This is a genomic window from Nitrosospira sp. CT, from assembly GCF_059489795.1.
On record NZ_JCAHZJ010000063.1, the window covers coordinates 87183 to 110750 of the forward strand.

The window sequence follows — 23568 nt, forward strand, 5'->3', positions numbered from 1 at the left end:
CAACTCTCACGTCTGGCTCCAGGGGCAGCGTTTCTCATGGATATGGCGCTCGAAATCATCGCGAAAATACTTGAGGCCGCTCTGCAGCGGCTCGGCTGCACCCGGCGCCAGGGCGCAGAAGGTATGTCCGGGACCCAGGAGGCGCGTATGGGATTCCAGCAGTTCAAGGTCGGAAGCCCGGCCGCGACCCTCCTCCATGTCCTGCAATATCTGTTCGATCCAGGAAAGCCCCGACCAGCATGGGGTGCACCAGCCGCATGACTCCTGGGCGAAAAAATGCTCCAGATTGAGCAGCATCCCAACGGGACAGGTCTTGTCATCAAGGACAATCATGGTGCCGGTGCCGAGGCGGCTGTCGGCTTTTTTCATCGAATCGAAATCCATCGCCAGGTCGAGGTGCTCGGCAGTAACAAAATCCGTCGAAGCGCCACCCGGCAGCAACCCGCGAAACTGATAGCCGTCACACATGCCGCCCGCATGCTCTTCCAGAATCTCCCGCATAGAAGTGCCCATGGGCAATTCCCATAGCCCAGGATTCTTCACTCTCCCGCTTACCCCGTACAGCTTGGTTCCGCCGTCGTCGCTGCGGCTCAAGCTCTTGAACCATTCGGCGCCCTGGTTCAGGATGTGCGGAATGTTGCACAAGGTTTCCACGTTATTGACAATGGTAGGCTTGCCCCACAGGCCACTCACCTGGGGATATGGAGGCTTGGCGCGTGGATTGGCGCGCTTGCCTTCGAGGGCATTGAGCAGCGCAGTCTCCTCCCCGCACATATAACGCCCGGCGCTGACGTGCAGATGCATCTCCAGGCTGTATGCCGAGCCCAGGATATTTTTACCCAAGTAGCCGTGGCGGCATGCTTCAGCGATTGCCCCCTCCATGCGCCGGGCTGCCAGTTTGTAAGCCCAGCGCAGAAATACGTAAGCTACGTCAGCCTGGATCGCATAGGCGCTGATGATAATGCCCTCGATCAACTGGTGGGGATCGCCTTCGAGCAACATGCGATCCTTGAATGTCCCCGGCTCCATCTCGTCGGCATTGCAAACGAGATACTTGGGCCGCGGCGCATCATCGCCCATCGGCACAAAACTCCATTTCTGTGCAGTTGGGAACCCCGCTCCGCCACGCCCGCGCAGATTTGATTCCTTCACCGCTGCCTGAACTTCCGCCGGCGACATGCCGAGCGCCTTGCGCAGCCCGGCATAACCGCCGGCCTTCTCGTACTGCGCAAGATCCGGCGGCTCCCTGCCCGGTGAAATGTTATGAGTCAGCGGCGTTTCCATCGCTCGATTTTTCTTCTTCCTGTCGATAACTTGCCAGAATTTCATCGATCCTGGGGGGATCCAGGTCCTGGTAATGCGCATCATCCACCATCATGACAGGAGCGTGGTCACAGGCGCCCAGGCACACATTCGGCAATAGCGTGAAGCGCCCGTCGGCGGTGGTCTGACCCGGCCTGATACCTAGCCTGTCTCCCAGGTGCTCGCGCAGGCGTTCATAACCCATGATCCAGCAACTGACGCTGTCGCATAGCAAAATGACATGCTTGCCTACCTGCTTGCGGAAAATCATGTTGTAGAAGGTTGCAACGCTCTCCAGTTCAGCCGGCTTCATCTGCAGTGCCTCGGCCACGTCGGCAATCCCCTCGTTCGATACCCAGCCGCGATGCTGCTGCACGATCTTGAGCGCCTCGATGCATACCGCCCGATTATTCGGGTAGTGCCGCGCATGCGCTTCTATTTCTCTCCTCTCCTGTTCGCTCAGCATTGTTTCCCCTCAGTATCCCCTCAGCGATCCCCTCAGCCGATCCACATCAGCGATCCACGTCGGCCATGACAAAATCGATGCTGCCCAGAATGGCGATCAAATCCGAAATCATCAGTCCACGACTGATCAAAGGAATCATTTGCAGGTGCGGAAAGGAAGGCGTGCGGATACGCACCCGATAAGCCATGGTATTGCCGTCGCTAACCAGGTAATAGCCGTTGTTTCCCTTGGTCGCCTCGATGCCTATAAATGCTTCCCCCGGAGGAATGACAGGCCCCCAGCTCACACCCAGAAAATGATCGATGAGCGTTTCGATGTCATGCAAGGTATGCCTCTTGAGCGGCGGCGTGGTGAGCGGATGATCCGCTTTATGCAAGCCGGCCGGCATGTTTTCCAGGCACTGCTCGATGATGCGCAGGCTCTGGCGGATTTCCTGTACGCGAACGGCACAGCGGTCATAGCAATCGCCATGCTGGCCGGTTGGCACATCGAACTCGAACTGGTCGTAGCCCGAATACGGCCGTGCCTTGCGGAAATCCCATTCGAAGCCGCAGGCGCGCAGATTGGGCCCCGTCACGCCCCATTCGATCGCTTCATCTTTCGAGTAACTGCCGACACCTCGCGTCCGGGCTTTCAGGATACGGTTGCCCACAGCAATCTTGTCGTACTCAGCCAGTCTTGCAGGCATATAATCCAGGAAATCCCGCACCATCCGATCCCATCCATTGGGCAAGTCCTGAGCTACCCCGCCGATGCGATACCAGCTCGGGTGCATTCGCCCCCCACAGATGGCTTCGACGACATCGAACACTCGCTCGCGGTCGGTGAACATGAAAAATACCGGGGAAAGCGCGCCCAGGTCCTGGGTAAAAGTTCCGTAGAACACCAGATGGCTTGCAATACGAAAAAATTCAGCCATCATCACGCGCATCACCTTTACCCGATCAGGCACTTCAATGCCTGCCAGTTTTTCCACGGCCAGCACATAGGGAAGGTTGTTCATGACCCCTCCCAGGTAATCGATGCGGTCGGTGTAGGGAATGTAGGTATGCCAGGATTGGCGCTCCCCCATCTTTTCCGCTCCGCGATGGTGAAAGCCAATCTCTGGCACAGCGTCGATGATTTCCTCGCCGTCGAGCTGCAGTACAATGCGAAATACGCCATGCACGCTGGGATGGTTCGGCCCCAGGTTGAGGAACATAAAATCGGTGCCGTCGTGTGCGCGGCGCATTCCCCATTCTTCAGGATGAAAACGCAGCGTTTCCTGCTCAGCCTCCTCCTTCTCCGCAGACAAATGGAACGGTTCCATCTCGGTCGCGCGAGCCGGATGATCCTTGCGCAGGGCATGACCCTGCCACCAGGGGGGTAACAAAATTCGACGCAGGTGCGGATGCCCGTCGAAGACGATCCCGAACATGTCCCATATCTCACGCTCGTACCAGTTTGCCGCAGGCCAGATATCGGTAATGGTGGGCATCCGAAGATCAGTATCGGTGAGCGCGACCTTGAGGCACATGTCCGCATTGCGCTCGAACGACAGCAGGTGATAGATGACAGTGAATTGGCTTGCCGGCTGGTCTTCGCGGTGTACGCGTGTACGCTCGTCAATCGCGGTCAGGTCATACAGCATTCGGTAAGGCCGCTCCGCTCCCAGTTTCAGGTAGTGCAGGACCTCATGCACTCTGTTCCTGGAGACCCATTGCGTGGGAAGGTCAGCGCCGGTTTTTTGCACTAAACCCATTGGCCCTCCTGAGTCGCCAGTAGCAGGCGGACCAAAGCGGCTCTTCAGTTCTTCCAGCACATCTGAAGCGTTTGGCGCATCAGGCATATTCGGTATATTCTGCATATCCTGTGGGGCGGCAAGACTGGAGGTTGCGCTCACTTCTGTACCTCGTCGGGACTGCCCAGGGTCGTGGCGCGCATTCGCTCGGACCGCTTGAGATCCCGTTGCGATCCTTCAGCCGGTCGCTCGATCCCCTGCGGACCGATCACCCAGCTCAATGGGCGCTTTTCCTTGCCGATCGCATCCTGAAGCAGATTCAGCCCCTGCATGAATGCGTCGGGCCGAGGCGGGCAACCGGGAACATAAACATCCACGGGAAGAAATCGGTCTACACCCTGTACCACGCTGTAAATATCATACATTCCACCCGAATTCGCGCATGAACCCATCGAAATAACCCAGCGCGGTTCAAGCATCTGATCGTAAAGCCGCTGGAGCACGGGCGCCATCTTGATAAAAACCGTACCGGAAATAACGATCAGATCGGCCTGACGAGGAGAGGCGCGGATAACTTCAGAGCCAAACCGGGCAAGGTCATACTTGCTGGTGAAGCTGGTCGCCATTTCCACATAACAACACGACAGGCCAAAATTGTAAGGCCAGACCGAATTCTTGCGGCCCCAGGCGACAAGGTCTTGCAATCGCGTCAGCAATACGCTGCGGCGCCCGTCTTCCTCAAAACCGTTATCGCGAATTATTGAAGACCCGGACGTTGCTGCCCCGGAGGTTTTGTCGGATGGCTTACTTAGAGACCACCGCATGGTTTGGACTCCTTGAATCTTTGGCAAACCTGCCAGCCGAATGCCTGGTCGACCCCCAATCCAGCGCACCCAGCCGCCATAAATAAGCGAGGGCCGCTCCCAGAATAGATATGAAGATGAGCGCCTCGATATAACCAGGCCAGCCCAATTCACGAAAAGCAACGGCCCAGGCAAAAAGGAATACAGCTTCCACATCGAAGATCACAAAGAACACCGCGATCAGATAGAATTTGGCGGACAGGCGTAAGCGCGCAAGGCCGACAGTGACAATGCCGCTTTCAAATGGCTCGTCCGCAGCCTTCGATCTATGACGCTCTCCAATGACGTACGAAAGCGCCATGATGCCCGCAACCAGCGCGACGACGAGGAAGAAGTATGCAACCAGGGGCCAGATTTCTGTTGCTTGTGTCGCGAAAGCATCCAAGGATTAGGCTCCTTTGTGCTTGGTCCTTTGATTGACACCAAGATTAAACAGGCCGGTCCCCGCAAAAAGCCGCGGGTCCAGAGAGAGATGACTTCAGGTGAAAGTCTAGTATTTCCCATCGGGCAGCCGACTTCTGTGCGATAGCCAACACAAAAGTGGTAGGCGTAATGTTGTCGTTATCGGGAAACTACGCTTACCTGCCACGCTTACCTGTACGTGAGGCTCATTGCGACCCCACTTCCCACCTTACTCTGCCTGGTTTAACCACTTGAGATTCACCGGGAACGATCAAACCGGCAAAGACCTTGCAGCCAGTTTTTTCGCTGGACTGCTATTGCTGCTTCTATTACCGGAACGGATGGCTTTGGCTGGCAATGACTCATTTAAAGCCGGCTGCGAGAAACTGATGGGTGCCGGCAAGGTGGCGGTTGTGTACACGGATATCATCCCGGCCGAGGACAGTTCGCGCACCGCCAAGGCGCTTCAATCGGTGTCAGGAAAGACCAGCGACGCGTATCACAACGTGTACGGACTGACGCATGCCGAACCGGAATTCAAATACGAATTCCGGGCCAGGTGGCGGACAAGCACGGACGGGCGGACGTGCATGGTGCCGGATGTCTCGGTCAAACTGGGATTTGCGGCAATGCGGGTATATCTTGCCAGGGAACTTAACGACAGCTGCAGAAGAAATATCGTGCGCAAACATGAGCTGGAGCATGTGTCCGCATGGCAATCGCACTTTCGTATTGGAGCGAGAATGCTGGAGGAACCACTGCGTGCGGCATTTTCCCAACCACGTTATTATGCTTCGCAAAACCAGGCCCGGGCTGACTCAAGGCTCTGGGTGGAGGGGATACTGAAACCTTTGCATCAGCGTCTGATGAATGGTGCCGTCGCCGCTCAACGCGCGATCGATTCACCGGCAGCCTACCAGCGCGTAACGCAACGGTTGCACGCGTGTCCAGAAAGGCCAGTGGCATACCGTGAATTCTGATGGTTCAGATTTTCCTTAAGCCACTCCTGCTCCTTGCTGCTTCCTGCTACTTCTTCTTTGCTACCTCTTCTTCATATAAAACGTGAATTCACCCGCTGCTTCCGACGACGACAGCAACTCATTTCCCGTCTGCTCGGCAAAAACCTGGAAATCGATTACAGCGCCGGGATCCGTGGCGACAATTTTCAATATCTGACCCGATATCATATCCACAAGTGATTTTTTAGTACGCAATATGGGCAGCGGGCAATTCAGCCCGCGCACATCCAGTTCTTTATCACAATTCATGCATCTTCTCCTTCATTCCCGGTCCGGCCTAATCGCATCAAGCGGTATACCCAGTAAAACGGGGGCGCGGCGAACGAAAGCCATTCGCCGATAACAATATTTCTATCAGTTACAAAAATTCTAATTTCTGTTCGTCAGGTTAATGCCGGGCTATTCGGCATTATCAGCGGCTGAAAAGATGGGATGGAGGAGAACCTGAAGATGGGTTAGCATTGCGTTTTTTCACAATCTGCTCTTCCGATTCAAAAAACAACGGGGGACGATAATACCACTGTCTTCTTTTACCCGAGCATCGATTGTGCTTCATTCGCCAATTATCTCGCCTATCTACTATCTATTATGCCCGTCAACTTTACACCTGCCCTGCCCGAACAACTCCTGGCCATAAAAGGCATCACCTTGGGCATAGCGGAAGCCAACATCAGGAAACCGGGGCGCAAGGACCTGCTGGTCATCGTTCTGGATGACGGTGCGACGGTGGCGGGAGTGTTTACACAGAATGATTTTTGCGCAGCGCCAGTCACCGTCTCCCGGGAACATCTCTCGGCCCTCAATTCAAATGGTTCTATTCGTGCCCTTGTCATCAATACGGGGTGCGCCAACGCCGGCACCGGCGAAAGGGGCATAGAAGATGCCCGCACGACCTGCGCCGAGACTGCCCGGCTACTCGGGTGTGCAAGTGAACAGGTACTGCCTTTTTCAACCGGCGTGATCATGGAGCCGTTGCCTCTGCCCAGAATCGTTACCGGGTTGCCAAGGGCAATAAACGATCTTGGAGCCGATAACTGGTTTGCCGCCTCTGAGGCGATCATGACAACCGATATTGTCCCCAAGGCAGCGTCCCGGCAGATTTCCCTCAATGGTACAACCGTGACAATTACCGGAATTGCCAAGGGTTCGGGGATGATTCGTCCGAATATGGCAACGATGCTGGGTTTTATCGCAACCGATGCCGCCGTAAGCAACCCATTGCTGGAACACATGGTCCAGCACGCCGCTGCCCATTCATTCAACTGCATCACCGTGGACGGCGATACTTCCACCAATGACGCATTCATCCTGATGGCCACCGGATGCGCCGCTCATTCACCCATCGTAGATAAGGAAAGTCCGGATTTTGTGCAATTGCAGGATGCGATAACCGGTGTCGCAGTGGAACTTGCTCAGGCAATCGTGCGCGATGGCGAAGGCGCGACCAAGTTCATCATAGTCCAGGTAGAAAGTGGCAAAACCGTGGCGGAATGCCGCAAGATTGCTTATGCGATTGCACACTCACCTCTGATCAAAACAGCATTCTTCGCCGCAGATCCTAATCTCGGGCGAATACTGGCCGCCATCGGCTATGCAGGCGTAGAGGCTCTTGATATCAACAAACTGCAACTTTATCTCGACGATGTGCTGGTTGCGGAAAACGGGGGGAGAGCCTTCGCTTACGTGGAGAAAGAGGGACAGCGAGTGATGAAACAACCGGAAATTACCGTGCGCGTCGCACTGAATAGAGGACAGGCCGCAGCCACGGTCTGGACCTGCGATCTGTCTTACGATTATGTAAAGATCAACGCGGAGTATCGGAGCTGATACCAGTGCGTATGTCCCGGGTCTGCAACACTGCAATCGGTAGAAATATATAAGATATAAGCACCGATGCCCTGTCGTTCTGCCCCAGGACAACCTTGCCGATAACCGGTTTTAACCGTTTATCGGCAAGGCGGAAGTCATCCCTGACGAACAGTGCTTTACTCGCCCATGGGCCTCATGTGGGGCAAATCACGGGGAACCGTCTCGCCTGCACCATATTCGCGGTAACGATGCACATCGACGCCGCCATCGCGATCACCGCGGTACTGATCGCCTCCACGGTATTGGTCGCCTGAGCCACGATACTGGTCGTCGGACCGGGACCCGTGGCCATGGCCGCGGTATTTTTTCCTCATCGCGCTGGCTTCATCCTTATCGATATACCCATCCTTGTTGGTATCCATCTTGTTAAACATCATTTCAGCGTGGCGGGCGTGCTCTTCCCTGCTTACCCTGCCATCATTATCGGTGTCCGCCATGGACATCCCGCAGCGGCCTTCTCCATACTTCTTGTCACCACCGTAGGCGTCCTTCTTGTCGCCATATCCGCCGGTGGCACCATATCCATCCTTCCTGTCCCCATATCCGCCAGTGTCACCATATCCATCCTTCCTGTCGCCATATCCGCCGGTGGCATCATATCCGCCTTTGTCGTCATTTTGACCCACTACCATGAAGCCTTTTTGAAGGGATTGTACGGCGAAAGGATTGTCGGCCGCAGAAGCAACGGAAGAAGTACCGAGCGTTGCAGCGAAAGCAGATCCGAGCGCGAGAGAAATGATTGACTTTTTGCTGGGCATATTATTCATAGTGTTTTCTCCTGAGAGGTTGCTCAATTTAAAGGAAGTTTCCCGGAAAGCGTACGCTTGCCAATTGCTGAAACCCATCAAAGATTTTTATCTTCTTGGTTTTTACGGTTCGGTCGGAACCGGAAACCGGGAACCCGGCACCTGGACAACTGCCTGACGTACCGCGTTAAATCATGGCGTTTTTAGCTGAGCTATTCCGTTCGTTAGCGCACATAAATCATGCATTTGACCCAGCTTTCGGCGGCAGACACCGTCCCCATACTGCCTGAAGCTTACAACCGGTCTTTCTCGATGTACCTGCAGCTACCGTGAGCAGGTTCCGGGGTCGGACCCTGGATTTGTTACGGGTATAATTGAGTATTTTCAGGACAGCTCATGAACGATTGGGATAGCTTATATGATCGGGCGGAAACCTTGCTCTCCCGCCTGGAGGGGCTGCTGCGCGCTGACGTGCCCAATCCGGACTGGAATGCCGCGGCTTTCCGCTGGCGAAAGACAGGACGCACCGGGACCATCGAACCGGTGCATTATCCCGATCGCATCACGTTCGAGGCATTGCAGGGCATAGAGCGGCAAAAAAATCTTGTAGACCGGAATACACGGCAATTCGTCCGGCACTATCCTGCCAATAACGTGCTGCTTACGGGAGCCCGCGGCACGGGCAAATCGTCGCTGGTAAAAGCCATGCTGAATAAATACGCGGACGACGGATTGCGTCTCATCGAGGTAGAGAAGCACGATCTCATTGATCTGCCTGAAATCGTGGAGAAGATATACCAACGCCCCGAACGCTTCATTCTCTATTGTGACGACCTGTCGTTTGAATCCGGCGAGCCAGACTACAAGGCACTAAAAGTGGTTCTCGATGGCTCTATTGCCACTGCCTCCGAGAATGTGCTTGTCTACGCCACCTCCAATCGGCGTCACCTGATGCCCGAATATATGGTGGACAATCAGGACACGCGGCATATCGGCGGCGAGATTCACCCGAGCGAAACGGTCGAGGAAAAGACGTCGCTATCGGAACGTTTTGGTTTATGGGTATCTTTTTACCCTTTCGACCAGGAACAGTACCTGGATATTGTGAGGCGCTGGCTTGCCTACTTCGGGATAGAGAAAATGGATGACAGCATACGGGAAGAGGCGCTACGCTGGGCCTTGGGACGAGGTTCCCGCAATGGCCGGGTGGCGTGGCAGTTCGCGCGCGACTGGGCAGGTAGAGAGAAAGCCGGGCAGAAAACCGCGGACAAAACAGAGTTCCACCAGGAGCGATAAACCTCTTCATGCTTCCTGCTCCCTCTATCGTGGAAGTTGCTGCCGCCGTCATCACCCGGAGCGACGGTTCCTTTCTTTTAGCCTGCCGGCCAGAAGGCAAACCCTATGCCGGCTACTGGGAGTTTCCGGGTGGCAAGGCCGATGCGGGCGAGCCACTGCTGCACGCACTCAAGCGCGAACTGCTGGAAGAATTGGGCATACATGTCAAGCATGCGTACCCCTGGATAATTCGCACATTTACCTACCCTCATGCAACCGTACGGCTTCACTTTTATCGTGTGCTGGAGTGGCATGGCGAGCCTCATCCGTATGAAGACCAGGAGCTGTCGTGGCAGTTTGCGGGCAATGTCTCTGTAGAACCATTGCTTCCTGCCAACGCACCCGTATTGCGTGCACTTGACCTGCCCCCCGTTTATGGGATTACGAATGTCGCGGAGTGGGGACCAAAGGTTGCAGCAGCCCGAATCGAGATCGCCCTCCAGGAAGGACTGCGGCTGGTGCAGCTACGTGAAAAAGGAATACAGGGCAAAGCGCTGGATGCCTTTACCCGTGAAGTGACTGCACTGGTCCATCATTTCGGCGCCCGCATCCTCGTGAACAGTGGTACGGGTAACGCCAGCCTCTGCCATGAATTCGGCATGGATGGAATTCATTTTACATCGGCTGACCTGATGAATCTTTCGAAGCGACCCGATGTGGAATGGTGCGGAGCCTCCTGCCACAATGCCGAGGAGCTTTTCCAGGCCGAGCAACTGGAAATGGATTTCGCCGTTCTGGCTCCCGTACTGCCGACATCGAGTCATCCTGATTCTCCTCCGCTGGGTTGGCGGAAGTTTGCCAGGCTCATCCACGGCAGCTCCATCCCTGTATATGCGCTGGGTGGACTGCGGAGCGAGGATCTTGCCATTGCCTGGGAACATGGTGCCCACGGCATCGCCCTGATGCGCGGCGTTGGGCAGGTGCGCGACACCGGGCAGAAGGCCTGAAAAACCCGAACCGCTTCCGCGACACGATGATGTTTTTCAGGACGAGGTGCGAAAGACAGTCCGCCATTAATCTCTTGATCTGGCCAGAAAATACTATGAATCTCGTCATTCCGGTCCTGAGCTGGAATCCAGTGAACCGGAATCCAGCCCCAACCAATAATGGCGTGCTTTGAACGTCATACCGGTTTCTGCCGATATGACGTTTGCACTGCCCGCTCGCCGACTCAATAGGAAACCGCCGAACACCTTGGCAACCTGGTCGCCCCTACCCCTATTTCTCGCTTCCTGACGGATCGCTCTCCTGTTTTTCCGAATCCTTTCCCGTATCCGGAATACGATAGGATTCCGCCGCCCACTGCCCCAGGTCGATCAGCTTGCAACGTTCCGAACAAAACGGGCGAAAAGGGTTGCTGTTATCCCAGACGATACTCTTGCCGCACTGCGGACAATTGACAACAGGTCGTTTCATACAGGCCTCATAGTCATCGCATGATCTCCAGTTGTTCTGTTATGGCTGCCGCCTCTTTTCCGTTCCCGTCATCCTTCTAACGGTCCTGCCCTCCCTCACACCCATTATCTCGCGCAGATCGACTGAAGCATCACTTTGCGCCACAGGTTTTCCATAATCAAAACATTATAGTTGCAAGGCTGGCTGTTTGGCCCGCCTGTTTGATCTTTCAAAGGCTTCAAATCCGGGACTACTTCACTTGGAGCCATTTCAACCGACGGAGACACACATCGGTAACAATCTTGTCATATCCGATTGATTATAAATAGATAATTTTGAATCTCCCCGCTTTGCCCACTCAAATCATCTTGCAATCAATATTTATTTTCCAATACGTATCATGGTAAAATGGTTAAGTTTTTTTATGAATTTTTCTGGAAGTCCAAATCGGAAAACGGGACTGCAAATATGGCGGATATTGAAAAAAAAGAAGGTATGAACAGCAGGAGGCGTTTTCTCCTGGCCGCGACTTCTGTTGCCGGCGGGATCGCGACTGTTGCGGTAGCGACTCCCTTCGTAATGAGTATGATGCCCAGCGAACGCGCCAAGGCGGCCGGGGCACCAGTCGAAGTGGATATCAGCAAGGTCGAGCCGGGCATGCTGCTTCTGGTGGAATGGCGCGGCAAGGTGGTGTGGGTTCTGAACCGCACTCAGGATATGTTAGCGACATTGCCGAAGCTCGACAACCAGGTTGCCGACCCAAAATCTGAAAAGAATCAGCAACCGAAATACGCTCAGAATGAAACCCGTTCGATCAAGCCCGCCGTTCTCGTGGTTGAAGGGGTCTGCACCCATCTGGGCTGCTCCCCGGTATTCCGAAAGGACGTTGCGCCCGCAGACCTCGGCCCCGACTGGCTCGGCGGTTTTTTCTGTCCGTGCCATGGCTCCAAGTTCGACCTCGCAGGACGTGTGTATAAGGCAGTTCCGGCACCCACTAACCTGGTTGTCCCACCCCACATGTATTTGAGCGACACGCGCCTGCTGGTCGGGTCTGATAAGGAGTCTGCATAAAATGAGCAAGCGACTGGAGGCAATGATCGGCTGGATCGACGCCCGATTTCCGTTGACAGCCAACTGGAGGGCGCATCTAAGCGAGTACTATGCGCCGAAGAACTTCAATTTCTGGTACTACTTCGGTTCACTTGCCATGCTCGTGCTGGTGAACCAGCTTCTCACCGGTATTTTCCTCACGATGAACTACAAGCCGGATGCCAGTATGGCATTCGCCTCGGTGGAATATATCATGCGTGACGTGAATTATGGCTGGATTATCCGTTACATGCATTCCACCGGCGCCTCGATGTTCTTCGTGGTCGTCTACCTGCACATGTTCCGCGGAATGATGTATGGCTCCTATCGCAAACCGCGCGAGCTTCTCTGGGTCATCGGCATGGGCATCTTTTTCGTCCTCATGATGCTGGCATTCACCGGCTATATTCTGCCTTGGGGGCAGATGTCATACTGGGGCGCGCAGGTGATCATCAGCATGATCGGCGCGATCCCGGTGGTCGGCCAGACGCTGTCGAACTGGATTCTGGGCGACTTCATGCTCTCGGATGCGGCGCTCAACCGTTTCTTTGCCTATCACGTGGTGACCCTGCCCGGCCTGCTGGTGGTGCTGGTGATCGTCCATATTCTGGCGCTGCATGAAGTAGGTTCGAACAATCCGGACGGGATCGAAATCAAGGCCAACAAGGACCCCGTGACGCATATCCCCGTGGATGGCATTCCCTTCCATCCCTATTATTCGGTAAAGGATATTTTCGGCGTCGTCGTGTTCCTGATCGTGTTTACCGGCATCATATTCTTCATGCCGGAAATGGGCGGTTACTTCCTGGAATACAATAATTTCATTCCCGCCAACACGCTGCAGACTCCCGACCACATCGCACCGGTATGGTATTTCACCCCATACTATTCGATGCTGAGGGCAGTTACAGTCAACTTTCTCTGGATAGATGCCAAGCTCTGGGGCATCGTGCTGATGGGCGGCTCCGTCGCGATCTTTGCCCTGTTGCCTTGGCTCGATCGCAGTCCGGTGAAATCCATCCGGTATAAGGGGCCAATTTTCAAGTTTGCCCTTACACTTTTTGTCATCAGCGTCCTTGTGCTTGGTTGGCTGGGCACGAAGTCGCCCACACCCCTCTACACGTTGCTCGCGCAGATATTCACGGTAATCTATTTCGCTTTTTTCATTCTCATGCCGTGGTACAGCAAGATCGATAAAACCAAGCCTGAACCGACCAGGGTGAGATAATGAGAAACCTTAAAAGCATCGTATTTGTTTTTTGTCTGGCTCCACTTGTCGCATTTGCAAGCGAGTCGGCAGTAACACTTGATACGGCGCCCATCAAGCCGAGGGACATGGCTTCCCTGCAGCGGGGTGCAAAGACTTTTGTCAATTACTGCCTGTCCTGCCACAGCGCGGAATTCATGCGTTATAACCGCCTGCGCGATCTCGGCCTTACCGAGTCGCAGATCAGTGAAAACCTCATATTCACAGGTCAGAAAGTCGGCGAACTCATGACGGTGGCGATGCCAAAGAAAGAAGCAAAGCAATGGTTCGGCGTAGCTCCGCCTGATCTCTCCGTCATTGCCCGCTCCCGTGGTCCCGACTGGCTTTATACCTACCTGCGGAAATTTTATCGGGATGACAGCACTGCAACCGGCTGGAATAACCTTGTATTCGACAAGGCCGCCATGCCCCATGTGCTGTACGAGTTGCAAGGAGAGCAAATCCTCGACGTAAAGTCAGAGGATGACGGCCACGGCGGTACACATGAAATAAAGGAATTGACACTCGCGAAACCGGGATCGCTTTCCAAGACGGAATACGACGCATACGTTGCTGATCTGGTGAATTTCCTGGTTTACCTGGGCGAGCCTGCGGCCAACAAGCGCGTGCAGATCGGAATCATCGTGATGCTCTTCCTGTTTCTCATGCTGGTACTGACCTACGCCCTCAAGAAGGAATACTGGAAGGACGTTCATTGAGATTGATCATTATCTGGAAAGCTGCCGATTTGATACCGTTGGGAAATAACTGGTCATGATGACCTTGTACTCAGCCACTACCTGTCCGTACAGCCATCGCTGCCGGATCGTGCTGTACGAAAAAGGTATGGATTTTCAGATCATTGATGTCGACCTGCACAACAGGCCTGAAGATCTGGCAGTGATGAGCCCTTATGGTCGCGTCCCCGTCCTGGTAGAGCGCGACCTCGTCCTGTACGAGTCCAATATCATCAACGAGTATATTGACGACCGCTTCCCTCACCCGCAGCTGATGCCCGCAGACCCTGTGATGCGGGCGCGGGCGCGCCTGTTTCTTCACCGCTTTGAACAGGAACTTTTCTGTCATCTCGAAGCGGTGGAGAACGGCAACCCGAAAGCAGCGGAAAAAGCTCGCGCAACGATTCGCGACAACCTGACGCTGATCGCCCCTGTCTTTGCCAAACAGAAACATATGCTGGGGGACGAATTTTCCATGCTCGATGTCGCCATTGCACCACTGCTGTGGCGGCTCGAGTATTATGGCATTCAGCTACCCAAGCAAGCTGCGCCCCTGCTGAAATTTGCCGAGCGCCTGTTCAGCAGACCGGCATTCATTGATGCGCTCACAGCCTCTGAAAAGGCCATGCGCAAATGAGAGAGCTTTCTACCAAGCCTTATCTGATTCGCGCCATTTATGAGTGGTGCTCGGACTGCGGCTATACGCCCTACATCTCGGTTAAAGTGGATGACAACACCCGGGTACCGGACGAACATATAAAGAATGGCGAGATTATTCTCAACATCAGCCACGACGCTGCGCACCACCTCACGCTTGGAAATGAAGTGATACAGTTCTCGGCGCGGTTTGCCGGTGTCTCGCGTGAAATCTCCATTCCTGTGACGACAGTCCAGGGAATATTCGCCAAAGAAACTGCGCGCGGCATGATTTTTCCACCCGAGGTGGAATCGGATGCCTCGCAGGATGAGACTGCCGGTAAAGAACCCGATGAGCCCCAACCCTCATCGCATCAGTCACCTGCCAAGGCCACCAAGAACCGTCGGCTTCAGGTAGTCAAGTAAGTTCGACCTGTCACCCGTATTACCGGTTTGCTCTCCTCCTTCCCAATCTCTATAATTGCATCCACGCCGGCATAGCTCAGTTGGTAGAGCAGCTGATTTGTAATCAGAAGGTCCCGAGTTCGACTCTTGGTGTCGGCACCAACAGTTACTTAGCATTCAGGTAGCAGATTTAACGCCACTCCGACCTGTACCGTCCCACTTTCAGCTGGCGGTGACGCAATTCCTTATCTCTCTGCTCAATTCTATTCTGACGTTCGAGTTGTATTAAGCAGTCGGCAATTCCCGACTGGCAGCGTCTGGCACCCTGCTCGATCCGTTGCACTTCCGATAACTGTCGCTTACGGTTCCACTCGTCTTCCATGTTGGATAAGCCTGGTAGGCAGTGGCTTCACTGCTCATGGCAGCCACCAGTATGAAAGCTTCAATTATTCTTCTCATCGTTTCGTTCCTATAAAACAAAAAGGCGGGGTTTCCCCCGTCTGATTTAGATTTATACCCGTTCAAGCCGGGATTCCATAACCCCAAATAGCTTCCCCTCCGCAACAATAACATGACCAGATAGCTGAAGCTTTGCAGTCACGCCCCTCACATGTAATACTTCCCCAACATGGTAAATGCTCCGACCCGTCACTCACCACCTCTTCTTGGTTATCTTCTCAAGGCTCAAAATCATATTGCTTCCCTCCTCATCAATAAAAAAGGGTGTTTATCGTGACTCTGGCAAGTGATCAAAATATCAATCCTGAGAAACTTTCCCCAACTGCTCGAAGAATGCTCGAGCTTCGAGATAAAGTACTTTCGGAATGGGTAAAAAGGGTTCGAAACAGCATTAAGGAAGCCGAGCATTTACCCAACCCGATCATCATCAATACCTTTCCAGCCCTGTACGATAACCTCGCCGAAGCTATTACGCCTGATTATCCGAGAGCAACAGGAAATGAGGGTACTACGGTAGCCGCGGAGCACGGTGGGGAGCGCGCGCGCCTTACAAGCTATAACGCGCACTCAGTAATCGCGGAATATCAGCAACTGCGGTGGACAATCTTTGATGTTCTAAAGATGAATGACGTACACCTCAATGATCGTGAAATTTACATTATCAATGCTTCTATCGATGGATCAATCCGTGAGTCCGTCAATGCCTTCGCCTTGACTCAGGCAGCGCTACAGGAAAGATTTGTTGCAACACTTGCTCACGACCTGAGAAATCCATTATCAAATGCCTACCTTGCCGCTCAACTCATCAAATCCAATTCCGATTTGACCAAGATAAAGGAATTCGCGGAAGGAATCATGAGCAACTTGAGCCGGATGGATGGAATGATTCGCGATTTGCTCGACTCGATAAAATTCCAGATGGGAGAACGATTGCACCTGCGGCTCGAGGAATTCGACATACAGGAAGTCCTGAAGGAAGTACTCGACAATTTCACTGCCATTCATGGGGCACGCTTTCCGCTGATCAGCGCTTCTATTGTAGGATGGTGGGATCGAGAGGCAATCAAACGGGCAGTGGAAAATATTATTGGAAATGCGGTGAAATATGGCTCTCCCGATACGCCTGTTCGAATCAAGATTGCTTCACAAAACGAGCGTATGCTACTGTCTGCGCACAATGAAGGAGAATCCATCCCGCCTGAACAAATCGAGAGTATATTTCAGGTATTCGGAAGGGCAGAGGCCGCAAAAAGAGGAAACAAGGAGGGCTGGGGTATTGGCTTGCCGTATGTGCGAAGCGTTGCGGAGAGCCATGGTGGAAGCGTCGCAGTCGATAGCTCACCTTATCGTGGCACAACCTTCACGATAGATATTCCGGTGGATGCAAGGCCCTATCAAAATGCTCTGCAACCCTCGCAGAAGCCAGAATGACTTGTAATAACTTCGATACCAATCTGATCGTTTCCCCCTATTTCACGTGGTTTCCCGACTGGCCCTTCGACAAGCTCAGTGTGAGCGGGGGGAAAAACCAAGGCGAATGGGGGACGAGGACCGTTCAACTCCTGTAGGTGTCGCCTTAATTCCTCTTGGCTATTTGCCGCTTGATTTCCTCCAACTCCTGCTGAATCTGCTCCACTGACGCCGTCAGATAAATAAGGCCGAGATAAAGATTGTATTTTTCCGGCTGAGTTTCCTTATCGCCAAACGTGTTCAGATTTTCCACAAACATTCTTTTTGCATCCGAAGTTACCGACATTTCTTATCTCCTTCACCAAGGTACCTGTTGCAACGAATCTCTGAATACAAGGATTCGCTACATCCTTCGCCACATCCCTCATCTCCTCGAAAGTTGGTCGCTTTATCACTTCATTTCACCCCTTCTCTTTGCAATTAGTGGAATGTCATATCATGGAAAAGAAAAAAGCCCAGAACGGAGATTGACCGTATCTGGGCCTAGGTCTTAAGGGAGAGGATAGACCGAGGGTGTTCACATAAGGGGTAAATGCTAACACCGGCATCAATGTTCTCATAACGATGTGTCGAATCTATGACAGTGAAAGTCGCCTGCCTGAAAGTCGCCTACCGGCAGATGATTGACAAATTTCGAACTCGACGGGATTCTTTGACTATAACTGTTTTTTTGCCTCCTTCGCCAGATATAACCAGGTATCCATGACGGTATCGGGATTAAGCGACAGGCTTTCAATGCCCTCTTCCATCAGCCATCGTGCGAGGTCAGGGTGATCGGAAGGCCCCTGTCCACAGATTCCGACATATTTACCGGTTTTACGGCATGCTTGAATAGCCATGCTCAGAAGCATTTTTACCGCCGGATCGCGTTCGTCGAAGGCTTCTGCAACGAGGCTAGAATCACGGTCCAGTCCGAGGGTGAGTTGGGTAAGATCGTTGGAGCCGATCGAGAAACCGTCAAAATACTCCAGAAACTGTTCTGCCAACAATGCGTTGGACGGGATCTCGCACATCATGATCAGGCGCAGTCCATTCTCACCACGCTTCAAGCCGTTTTCCGATAGCAGTTCCACCACACCTCGGGCCTCGGCCAGTGTCCGCACAAACGGAATCATGATTTCCAGGTTGGTCAGACCCATTTCGTCGCGTGCTTTCTTCAGCGCCCGGCATTCCAGCTCGAAACAGTCCCTGAATTCATCCGCCACGTAGCGTGAAGCGCCGCGAAAGCCGAGCATCGGGTTTTCCTCTTTGGGCTCATAGTGATGGCCACCGATGAGGCTGGAGTATTCGTTGGATTTGAAATCGGACATCCGCACGATTACCGGTTTCGGAAAAAAGGCAGCGCCCAGGGTGGCGATCCCCTCGGTAAGCTTTTCCACGTAAAAACTGACGGGGTCGGCGTAACCGCTGCTTTGGGCTTCGACCTGCTGCTTCACGTCTTGCGAAAGGCTGGCAAATTGCAGCACTGCTTTTGGGTGCAGGCCGATCATGCGCGCAATGATGAACTCAAGCCGCGCCAGCCCCACTCCATGGTTGGGAATGCGTTGAAACCCGAAGGCAAGCTCGGGGTTGCCGACATTCATACTGATCTTGACCGGAGCCTTCGGCATGCTTTCGAGCGCGAGGTCGGTCACCTCGACTTCCAGCTTCCCCTGATAAATATTGCCGGTATCCCCTTCGGTGCAGGATACGGTGACAATCTCATTCTCCCTCAGCAAGTCGGTGGCATTGCCGCAGCCGACTACAGCGGGAATCCCCAACTCACGCGCAACAATTGCCGCATGGCAGGTTCGTCCTCCGCGATTGGTAACGATGGCGGCAGCCCTTTTCATTACCGGCTCCCAGTCAGGATCGGTCATATCGGTTACCAGCACGTCACCCTCGCGTACCCGCGACATTTCCTGCGCGTCCGGAACCAGGCGCACCGGTCCGCTCCCTATTTTCTGGCCGATGGCGCGCCCTGACACGAGGATCGCGGATTTGTCCTTCAGGCGATAGCGCCGCAATGTATCCATCGCGGCGTGCGCCTGCACTGTCTCCGGCCGGGCCTGCAGAATATAGAGCTTGCCGTCCGCACCATCCTTGCCCCACTCGATATCCATCGGTCTTTGATAATGCCGCTCAATCACAAGAGCATGACGGGCCAGCTCTTCCACATCTGCATCGTTAATGGAGAATCGTTTACGATCCCCCTCTTCCACATCCACTGTCTCAACCGCCCGGGCAGCGCCGCGCCCTTCAGCAAACCGCATCTTGATGAGTTTCGAGCCCAGGTTACGCCGCAGAATGGCTGGTCTTCCCTGCATTAATGCCAGTTTGTAGACGTAGAACTCGTCGGGATTGACTGCGCCCTGGACGACGGTTTCACCCAGCCCATAGGAGGCGGTGATGAAAACCACCTTGTCAAAACCGGATTCGGTATCCAGTGTAAAAATCACTCCCGCGGCACTGATGTCGCTGCGCACCATCCTCTGTATTCCGGCCGAAAGCGCGACTTCGGAATGAATGAAACCTTTATGCACACGATAAGAGATGGCACGGTCGTTGTAGAGGGAAGCGAAGACATCCTTGACCGCTTTCAGAAGATTATCCAGTCCCTGGACATTGAGATAAGTCTCCTGCTGCCCGGCAAACGACGCATCCACCAGATCCTCGGCAGTGGCCGAAGAACGCACCGCTACCGAAATTTCCCCTTCCGCCTCGCCCAGCATTTTCTCGTAAGCAGCAGAAATTTCATTTTCCAGACGAGATGGGAATGATGCTTGCACTATCCAGGAGCGAATTTGTGTGCCTGCCGCAGCCAGTGCTTGAACATCTTCTATATCAAGTTCAGCGAGGGTCTGCTCGATACGCTGTGCGAGCCCATCCTGAGCCAGGAAATCGCGATAGGCATCGGCAGTAGTTGCAAAACCGCCGGGAACCCGGACTCCCATCCCGGTCAGTTGGCTGATCATCTCGCCAAGGGAGGCGTTTTTGCCGCCGACGCGCCCCACATCCGTCATGCGCAGAGTGTCAAACCAGGCTATATAGGGCGACTCGTCCATTTTGACTCCTGATTGTGCAAATGATGGCCAAAGAAGAATTGTGCTACATTTTCAAGCGGAATTTCCACCCGGAAATCATCGATAGTTTCTCATAACCATGCCGATCATGCCGATTACCCCCAAACCGACTCGTCGAACTGCCTTCTTTCTTTCAGACCGTACCGGGATTACGGTGGAAATGCTGGGACATAGCCTGCTCAGTCAATTCGAAAATATTCCCCTGGATGAGATCACCCTACCCTACATTGACAGCAGGGCAAAAGCCACTTCGGTCGTCCGGACGATCAATGAGCAGTGCATCGCGGACGGCGCGCGCCCAGTGGTGTTTAGTACGTTGGTGAATCCCGAAACCAGGCTTATTATCAATTCCGCCGACGCTCTGCATCTCGATTGCTTCAGCATTTTTATTGCTCCACTGGAAACTGAGCTGGGCCTGCGTTCGTCGGAAAACATGGGGCGTTCTCATCGTGTTTCCGATCCAACCGGGTACTGGAAGCGCATCGACGCAATAAATTACGCTCTGAAGCATGACGATGGCTTGTCGCAGAAAGACTGGAACCGGGCCGATGTTACCCTGGTAGGCGTTTCCCGTACCGGCAAGACGCCGACTTGTCTCTATCTCGCCTTGCAATATGGAATTTATGCGGCAAACTACCCCCTTATTCCCGAGGATTTCCAGCGCGGAGAGCTTCCTGCCCAGATCAGGAATCCGCAAAGCAAGCTGTTCGGCTTTACCATTCATCCTGAGCGACTCCATGAGATACGCAGCGAACGCAAGCCGGAGAGCGTGTACGCTTCCCTCGGGAACTGCGAGTATGAGGTGCAGAGCGCGGAAAAGCTGATGCGCCGCGCAGGAATCCCCTATCTCGACGCGACCAGCAAATCCATCGAAGAACTAGCGACCGCGGTACTGCACGAAGCAAAACTCGAACGGAAGATTTATTAACCCGGAGGCCTCAAAGCGCCCCGGGCAGTGAAGACAGAGGGCTGAGTTGTGTCGTTATACGGCAGCAGCACTCTGCTCGAACCGGTGCGAACGCTGTCTTCGCGCCCATTGTTGTTCTTGATCCTCAATGACATATCCGATACTTCTTCCTGTTCCGTTATGCCGTTCTCGAAGCCCTTTGCAGGCACTGCTTTGGAAAACAGGTTGCCTTGCCCGTAATCGCAGCCGACGAGAGTAAGCAGGTCACGTTGTTCCATTGTCTCTATCCCTTCGGCGATCACCTTTATCCCCAGTTTATGCGCCATGACGATGATCGCTTCGCATAACGCTAAATCCTCTGAATCCGGGGCGAGGTTTTGCACAAAGGTCTGGTCTATCTTGAGGTAATCAATATCAAATCTTTTAAGATATCCCAGAGACGAATAACCCGTCCCGAAATCATCCAGGGAAACTTGCAGGCCCGCCTCCCGAAAACCGCGGAGCTTAGACCTGACATCGCAGGTGGTGTCCATCAGCAACCTTTCAGTAATCTCGATGGCGATACTCTGGCCGGGCAGTCTCATCTCGCGTAGCAAACCAAGCCATGAGCTGAACAGATCCACATCCTTTCGAAACTGCACGGCAGAAGTGTTAATGCTGATCTGGAATTGAGGAAAGTAGGACACGCGCCATGCAGCAACTTGCTGTAACGCCTTCTGGAACACCCAGTTACCGATATCGACGATCATTCGGGTTTCTTCGGCGATTGAAACAAAATCGGCAGGATTGATCAACCCGAGTTCTGGATGATGCCAACGAAGCAATGCTTCGGCCTTGTGAATTTGGCTCGTTGAAAGCTCGACAATGGGCTGATAGTACAATTGAAGCTGGTGGTCGGCGAGTGCGCCGCGCAAATCGCTCGCCACGCGCATTCGGTTTTGAGCAGCCTCATTCAGCGTAGGAGTGAAATAGTTGAAGCAGTTGCGGCCTTTATTCTTTGCAGCATACATTGCCTGGTCGGCATTCCGCACCAGGGATTCGGGATCAGTGGCATCATGAGGATAAAAAGTCACACCGATACTGGCCGATATATAGGCGGTCTTATCCCCTAACTGGAATGGCATTGCCATTTTATACAGGATATCCCGAATGACGCGATTGATACTGATCAGGCTTTTTAATGGGGCGAGAATCACAGTGAATTCATCGCCACCCATTCGTGCTACTGTATCAGTGCCGCGCACACAGCTATTGAGGCGCCACGACGCTTCCTTGAGCAAAACATTCCCGCTGTTATGCCCGTAGGTGTCGTTGACCTCCTTGAAGTTGTCGAGGTCCAGGAGAATCAATGCCAGCGATGATCCGAGGCGATCCACTTTCCTGATTTCCTGTTCCAGTCGATTGTGAAACATATGGCGATTAGGCAAATCCGTCAGGTGATCGAAATTGGTCTGCTGCCAGATCAATTCCTCCGATTTCTTCTCGGGAGTGATATCCGAGAACAAGGTTATCCATCCATGGATGGAGCCGCCGTCACGGTAAATGGCATTCACCCTGCGCCATTCAACATAAGCTTCCCTGTTCTTGCGCCAGCTCGTCATTTCCCCCTCCCAACGGCCGGTAGTGTCAAGTGAATTTTTAACTGTTAAAAAGAAAGGCTGTCCTTTCATGCTGGTTTCCAGCAAATCCCAGTTTTTTCCCACCGCTTCGTCGGGCCGGTAACCGGTTACCTTCGTGAAGGCAGGATTCACGCTGACAATGATATTTTCAGCATCGGTTATCATCACTGCCTCGCTGCTGTTTTCAAATATTGCTGTGGCCTGCTGCATGAATTCTTCAAGTGCGCGGCGTGTAGCGATATCCTTTTCGATTGTCACAGCCATGGAATTGAACATTGCCCCCAACTCCGCCAATTCATTGCTTGTATCAATGCCGCAGCAGGCTTGATAAGCTCCCTCGGCAATACTTTTCGCCTCTTCATGAAGTTGAGCGAGTGGAAGCAAGATTGTGCGGCGTGTATAGACAATAGCAACGACGACAGAAAGCAGCGTGGTAACAGTGAGCGCGACCATCATCAGCATATTCCGATGCAGGTGACCTAACGCCTCATTCAATTTTGACTGCGTCCAGTTCTGGGTCACAACGATGTCATCCTGGATATTCAGCGCCTGGAAAGCCATTGCTCCAATTGTCAGGAGAAGCAGTATCAGAACAGTGGCAAACAGTTTGGTAAAAGAACTTATTCTCATAAACCTCCATCTTTTCAGTAAACAAATATCTGGAGTTGAAAGAGGCCCCTTCGTGCGGCATCGGAAGCGTGCACGAGAAGCATGAACTGGCGTTATGGGTTACTGACGACGGTAACGGGAGGTTACTAAAGTCTTTATCGGCAAAAAACCGTGAACCTTGAAAGGAACATCAACGGAAGGCCTGGTTCATC

24 protein-coding genes and 1 tRNA gene are annotated in these 23568 nt (G+C 53.5%); 13 read left to right on the forward strand and 12 right to left on the reverse strand.

The genetic code is table 11. The annotated features are described in order from the left end of the window. Positions 1-6: 6 nt before the first annotated feature. The 5 genes from nuoF to AC52W5_RS10495 are packed head-to-tail and all read right to left on the reverse strand — an operon-like array spanning position 7 to position 4736. Positions 7-1329, reverse strand: a complete 1323-nt coding sequence (gene nuoF, locus AC52W5_RS10475; protein WP_256210314.1) for an NADH-quinone oxidoreductase subunit NuoF — start codon at positions 1327-1329, stop codon at positions 7-9. Next, a complete protein-coding gene (nuoE, locus tag AC52W5_RS10480; RefSeq protein WP_074973386.1) occupies positions 1262-1768 on the reverse strand; it encodes an NADH-quinone oxidoreductase subunit NuoE in 507 nt (168 codons plus the stop codon). Before nuoE ends, nuoF begins: the two co-directional genes overlap by 68 nt. Positions 1769-1814: 46 nt before the next feature. After that, complete coding sequence (gene nuoC, locus AC52W5_RS10485) at positions 1815-3650, reverse strand: NADH-quinone oxidoreductase subunit C/D (protein ID WP_495670953.1); 1836 nt, start codon at positions 3648-3650, stop codon at positions 1815-1817. Then, complete coding sequence (locus tag AC52W5_RS10490; protein ID WP_371265861.1) at positions 3647-4246, reverse strand: NuoB/complex I 20 kDa subunit family protein; 600 nt, start codon at positions 4244-4246, stop codon at positions 3647-3649. The genes nuoC and AC52W5_RS10490 overlap by 4 nt, the downstream gene beginning before the upstream one ends. Positions 4247-4292: 46 nt before the next feature. After that, entirely contained in the window at positions 4293-4736 is a 444-nt protein-coding gene (locus tag AC52W5_RS10495) for an NADH-quinone oxidoreductase subunit A (RefSeq protein WP_495670954.1), read from the reverse strand. Between the two features lie 268 nt (positions 4737-5004). On the opposite strand from AC52W5_RS10495, the gene AC52W5_RS10500 reads away from it, so the two are divergent. Further along, on the forward strand, positions 5005-5733 hold the full coding sequence (locus AC52W5_RS10500) for a hypothetical protein (RefSeq protein ID WP_495670955.1): 729 nt from the start codon (positions 5005-5007) through the stop codon (positions 5731-5733). Between the two features lie 60 nt (positions 5734-5793). Here the strand turns inward: AC52W5_RS10500 and AC52W5_RS10505 are convergent, their stop codons facing one another. Next, positions 5794-6021 carry a sulfurtransferase TusA family protein gene (locus AC52W5_RS10505; RefSeq protein ID WP_074973393.1) on the reverse strand — a complete coding sequence of 76 codons (228 nt, stop codon included), beginning with the start codon at positions 6019-6021 and terminating at the stop codon, positions 5794-5796. 339 nt (positions 6022-6360) lie between these two features. Here AC52W5_RS10505 and argJ point away from each other — a divergent pair, with 339 nt between their 5' ends. Further along, positions 6361-7599: a bifunctional glutamate N-acetyltransferase/amino-acid acetyltransferase ArgJ gene (argJ, locus tag AC52W5_RS10510; RefSeq protein WP_495670956.1), complete on the forward strand. Its 1239-nt coding sequence runs from the start codon at positions 6361-6363 to the stop codon at positions 7597-7599. 158 nt (positions 7600-7757) lie between these two features. On the opposite strand, the gene AC52W5_RS10515 is transcribed toward argJ, so the two are convergent. Beyond that, positions 7758-8408: an EF-hand domain-containing protein gene (locus AC52W5_RS10515; protein ID WP_495670957.1), complete on the reverse strand. Its 651-nt coding sequence runs from the start codon at positions 8406-8408 to the stop codon at positions 7758-7760. Between the two features lie 375 nt (positions 8409-8783). Here AC52W5_RS10515 and AC52W5_RS10520 point away from each other — a divergent pair, with 375 nt between their 5' ends. Both AC52W5_RS10520 and AC52W5_RS10525 read left to right on the forward strand, forming a co-directional pair. Beyond that, positions 8784-9683, forward strand: a complete 900-nt coding sequence (locus AC52W5_RS10520; RefSeq protein ID WP_495670958.1) for an ATP-binding protein — start codon at positions 8784-8786, stop codon at positions 9681-9683. Between the two features lie 8 nt (positions 9684-9691). Beyond that, entirely contained in the window at positions 9692-10669 is a 978-nt protein-coding gene (locus AC52W5_RS10525; RefSeq protein WP_495670959.1) for a Nudix family hydrolase, read from the forward strand. 271 nt (positions 10670-10940) lie between these two features. On the opposite strand, the gene yacG is transcribed toward AC52W5_RS10525, so the two are convergent. Beyond that, complete coding sequence (yacG, locus tag AC52W5_RS10530; RefSeq protein ID WP_074973402.1) at positions 10941-11138, reverse strand: DNA gyrase inhibitor YacG; 198 nt, start codon at positions 11136-11138, stop codon at positions 10941-10943. A gap of 447 nt (positions 11139-11585) precedes the next feature. On the opposite strand from yacG, the gene petA reads away from it, so the two are divergent. The 6 genes from petA (at position 11586) to AC52W5_RS10560 (ending at position 15392) form a co-directional block, all read left to right on the forward strand. Further along, positions 11586-12188: a ubiquinol-cytochrome c reductase iron-sulfur subunit gene (gene petA, locus AC52W5_RS10535; protein ID WP_495670960.1), complete on the forward strand. Its 603-nt coding sequence runs from the start codon at positions 11586-11588 to the stop codon at positions 12186-12188. 1 nt (position 12189) lies between these two features. After that, positions 12190-13434, forward strand: a complete 1245-nt coding sequence (locus AC52W5_RS10540; protein WP_074707774.1) for a cytochrome b — start codon at positions 12190-12192, stop codon at positions 13432-13434. Further along, entirely contained in the window at positions 13434-14171 is a 738-nt protein-coding gene (locus AC52W5_RS10545; RefSeq protein WP_074973404.1) for a cytochrome c1, read from the forward strand. The genes AC52W5_RS10540 and AC52W5_RS10545 overlap by 1 nt, the downstream gene beginning before the upstream one ends. Before the next feature lie 55 nt (positions 14172-14226). Further along, the gene (locus tag AC52W5_RS10550) at positions 14227-14826 is read left to right on the forward strand and encodes a glutathione S-transferase N-terminal domain-containing protein (RefSeq protein WP_074973405.1); all 600 of its coding nucleotides are present in this window, start codon (positions 14227-14229) and stop codon (positions 14824-14826) included. Then, on the forward strand, positions 14823-15251 hold the full coding sequence (locus tag AC52W5_RS10555; protein WP_074973407.1) for a ClpXP protease specificity-enhancing factor: 429 nt from the start codon (positions 14823-14825) through the stop codon (positions 15249-15251). The genes AC52W5_RS10550 and AC52W5_RS10555 overlap by 4 nt, the downstream gene beginning before the upstream one ends. A 65-nt stretch (positions 15252-15316) precedes the next feature. Then, a tRNA-Thr gene (locus AC52W5_RS10560) sits at positions 15317-15392 on the forward strand. Between the two features lie 123 nt (positions 15393-15515). Here AC52W5_RS10560 and AC52W5_RS10565 read toward each other — a convergent pair. Continuing rightward, on the reverse strand, positions 15516-15689 hold the full coding sequence (locus tag AC52W5_RS10565) for a hypothetical protein (RefSeq protein ID WP_495670961.1): 174 nt from the start codon (positions 15687-15689) through the stop codon (positions 15516-15518). A gap of 333 nt (positions 15690-16022) precedes the next feature. Between AC52W5_RS10565 and AC52W5_RS10570 the strand changes: the two genes are divergently transcribed. Together AC52W5_RS10570 and AC52W5_RS10575 are read left to right on the forward strand one after the other, a co-directional pair. After that, positions 16023-17120, forward strand: coding sequence for a sensor histidine kinase (locus tag AC52W5_RS10570; protein ID WP_495670962.1), 1098 nt, complete (start codon positions 16023-16025; stop codon positions 17118-17120). Then, positions 17117-17257: a hypothetical protein gene (locus AC52W5_RS10575; protein ID WP_177219693.1), complete on the forward strand. Its 141-nt coding sequence runs from the start codon at positions 17117-17119 to the stop codon at positions 17255-17257. Before AC52W5_RS10570 ends, AC52W5_RS10575 begins: the two co-directional genes overlap by 4 nt. A gap of 8 nt (positions 17258-17265) precedes the next feature. Here the strand turns inward: AC52W5_RS10575 and AC52W5_RS10580 are convergent, their stop codons facing one another. Together AC52W5_RS10580 and ppsA are read right to left on the reverse strand one after the other, a co-directional pair. Beyond that, entirely contained in the window at positions 17266-17445 is a 180-nt protein-coding gene (locus AC52W5_RS10580) for a hypothetical protein (RefSeq protein ID WP_074973411.1), read from the reverse strand. A 370-nt stretch (positions 17446-17815) separates the two neighbouring features. After that, a complete protein-coding gene (ppsA, locus tag AC52W5_RS10585; RefSeq protein ID WP_495670963.1) occupies positions 17816-20203 on the reverse strand; it encodes a phosphoenolpyruvate synthase in 2388 nt (795 codons plus the stop codon). Between the two features lie 97 nt (positions 20204-20300). On the opposite strand from ppsA, the gene ppsR reads away from it, so the two are divergent. After that, positions 20301-21149: a posphoenolpyruvate synthetase regulatory kinase/phosphorylase PpsR gene (gene ppsR, locus AC52W5_RS10590; RefSeq protein WP_495670964.1), complete on the forward strand. Its 849-nt coding sequence runs from the start codon at positions 20301-20303 to the stop codon at positions 21147-21149. Here ppsR and AC52W5_RS10595 read toward each other — a convergent pair. Then, positions 21146-23377: a putative bifunctional diguanylate cyclase/phosphodiesterase gene (locus tag AC52W5_RS10595; protein ID WP_495670965.1), complete on the reverse strand. Its 2232-nt coding sequence runs from the start codon at positions 23375-23377 to the stop codon at positions 21146-21148. The genes ppsR and AC52W5_RS10595 overlap by 4 nt on opposite strands. Positions 23378-23568: the final 191 nt, after the last annotated feature.

Excerpts from the sequence above, each read along its gene's own strand:
- AC52W5_RS10525 (WP_495670959.1), top strand. The coding sequence starts at position 9,692 with ATGCTTCCTGCTCCCTCTATCGTGGAAGTTGCTGCCGCCGTCATCACC.
- AC52W5_RS10505 (WP_074973393.1), bottom strand. The coding sequence starts at position 6,021 with ATGAATTGTGATAAAGAACTGGATGTGCGCGGGCTGAATTGCCCGCTG.
- AC52W5_RS10595 (WP_495670965.1), bottom strand. The coding sequence starts at position 23,377 with ATGAGAATAAGTTCTTTTACCAAACTGTTTGCCACTGTTCTGATACTG.
- AC52W5_RS10520 (WP_495670958.1), top strand. The coding sequence starts at position 8,784 with ATGAACGATTGGGATAGCTTATATGATCGGGCGGAAACCTTGCTCTCC.
- AC52W5_RS10575 (WP_177219693.1), top strand. The coding sequence starts at position 17,117 with ATGACTTGTAATAACTTCGATACCAATCTGATCGTTTCCCCCTATTTC.
- nuoE (WP_074973386.1), bottom strand. The coding sequence starts at position 1,768 with ATGCTGAGCGAACAGGAGAGGAGAGAAATAGAAGCGCATGCGCGGCAC.
- AC52W5_RS10565 (WP_495670961.1), bottom strand. The coding sequence starts at position 15,689 with ATGAGAAGAATAATTGAAGCTTTCATACTGGTGGCTGCCATGAGCAGT.
- ppsA (WP_495670963.1), bottom strand. The coding sequence starts at position 20,203 with ATGGACGAGTCGCCCTATATAGCCTGGTTTGACACTCTGCGCATGACG.
- AC52W5_RS10515 (WP_495670957.1), bottom strand. The coding sequence starts at position 8,408 with ATGAATAATATGCCCAGCAAAAAGTCAATCATTTCTCTCGCGCTCGGA.
- AC52W5_RS10540 (WP_074707774.1), top strand. The coding sequence starts at position 12,190 with ATGAGCAAGCGACTGGAGGCAATGATCGGCTGGATCGACGCCCGATTT.
- AC52W5_RS10550 (WP_074973405.1), top strand. The coding sequence starts at position 14,227 with ATGATGACCTTGTACTCAGCCACTACCTGTCCGTACAGCCATCGCTGC.
- ppsR (WP_495670964.1), top strand. The coding sequence starts at position 20,301 with ATGCCGATCATGCCGATTACCCCCAAACCGACTCGTCGAACTGCCTTC.
- AC52W5_RS10570 (WP_495670962.1), top strand. The coding sequence starts at position 16,023 with ATGCTCGAGCTTCGAGATAAAGTACTTTCGGAATGGGTAAAAAGGGTT.
- argJ (WP_495670956.1), top strand. The coding sequence starts at position 6,361 with ATGCCCGTCAACTTTACACCTGCCCTGCCCGAACAACTCCTGGCCATA.
- AC52W5_RS10580 (WP_074973411.1), bottom strand. The coding sequence starts at position 17,445 with ATGTCGGTAACTTCGGATGCAAAAAGAATGTTTGTGGAAAATCTGAAC.
- AC52W5_RS10555 (WP_074973407.1), top strand. The coding sequence starts at position 14,823 with ATGAGAGAGCTTTCTACCAAGCCTTATCTGATTCGCGCCATTTATGAG.
- petA (WP_495670960.1), top strand. The coding sequence starts at position 11,586 with ATGGCGGATATTGAAAAAAAAGAAGGTATGAACAGCAGGAGGCGTTTT.
- nuoF (WP_256210314.1), bottom strand. The coding sequence starts at position 1,329 with ATGAAATTCTGGCAAGTTATCGACAGGAAGAAGAAAAATCGAGCGATG.
- AC52W5_RS10545 (WP_074973404.1), top strand. The coding sequence starts at position 13,434 with ATGAGAAACCTTAAAAGCATCGTATTTGTTTTTTGTCTGGCTCCACTT.
- yacG (WP_074973402.1), bottom strand. The coding sequence starts at position 11,138 with ATGAAACGACCTGTTGTCAATTGTCCGCAGTGCGGCAAGAGTATCGTC.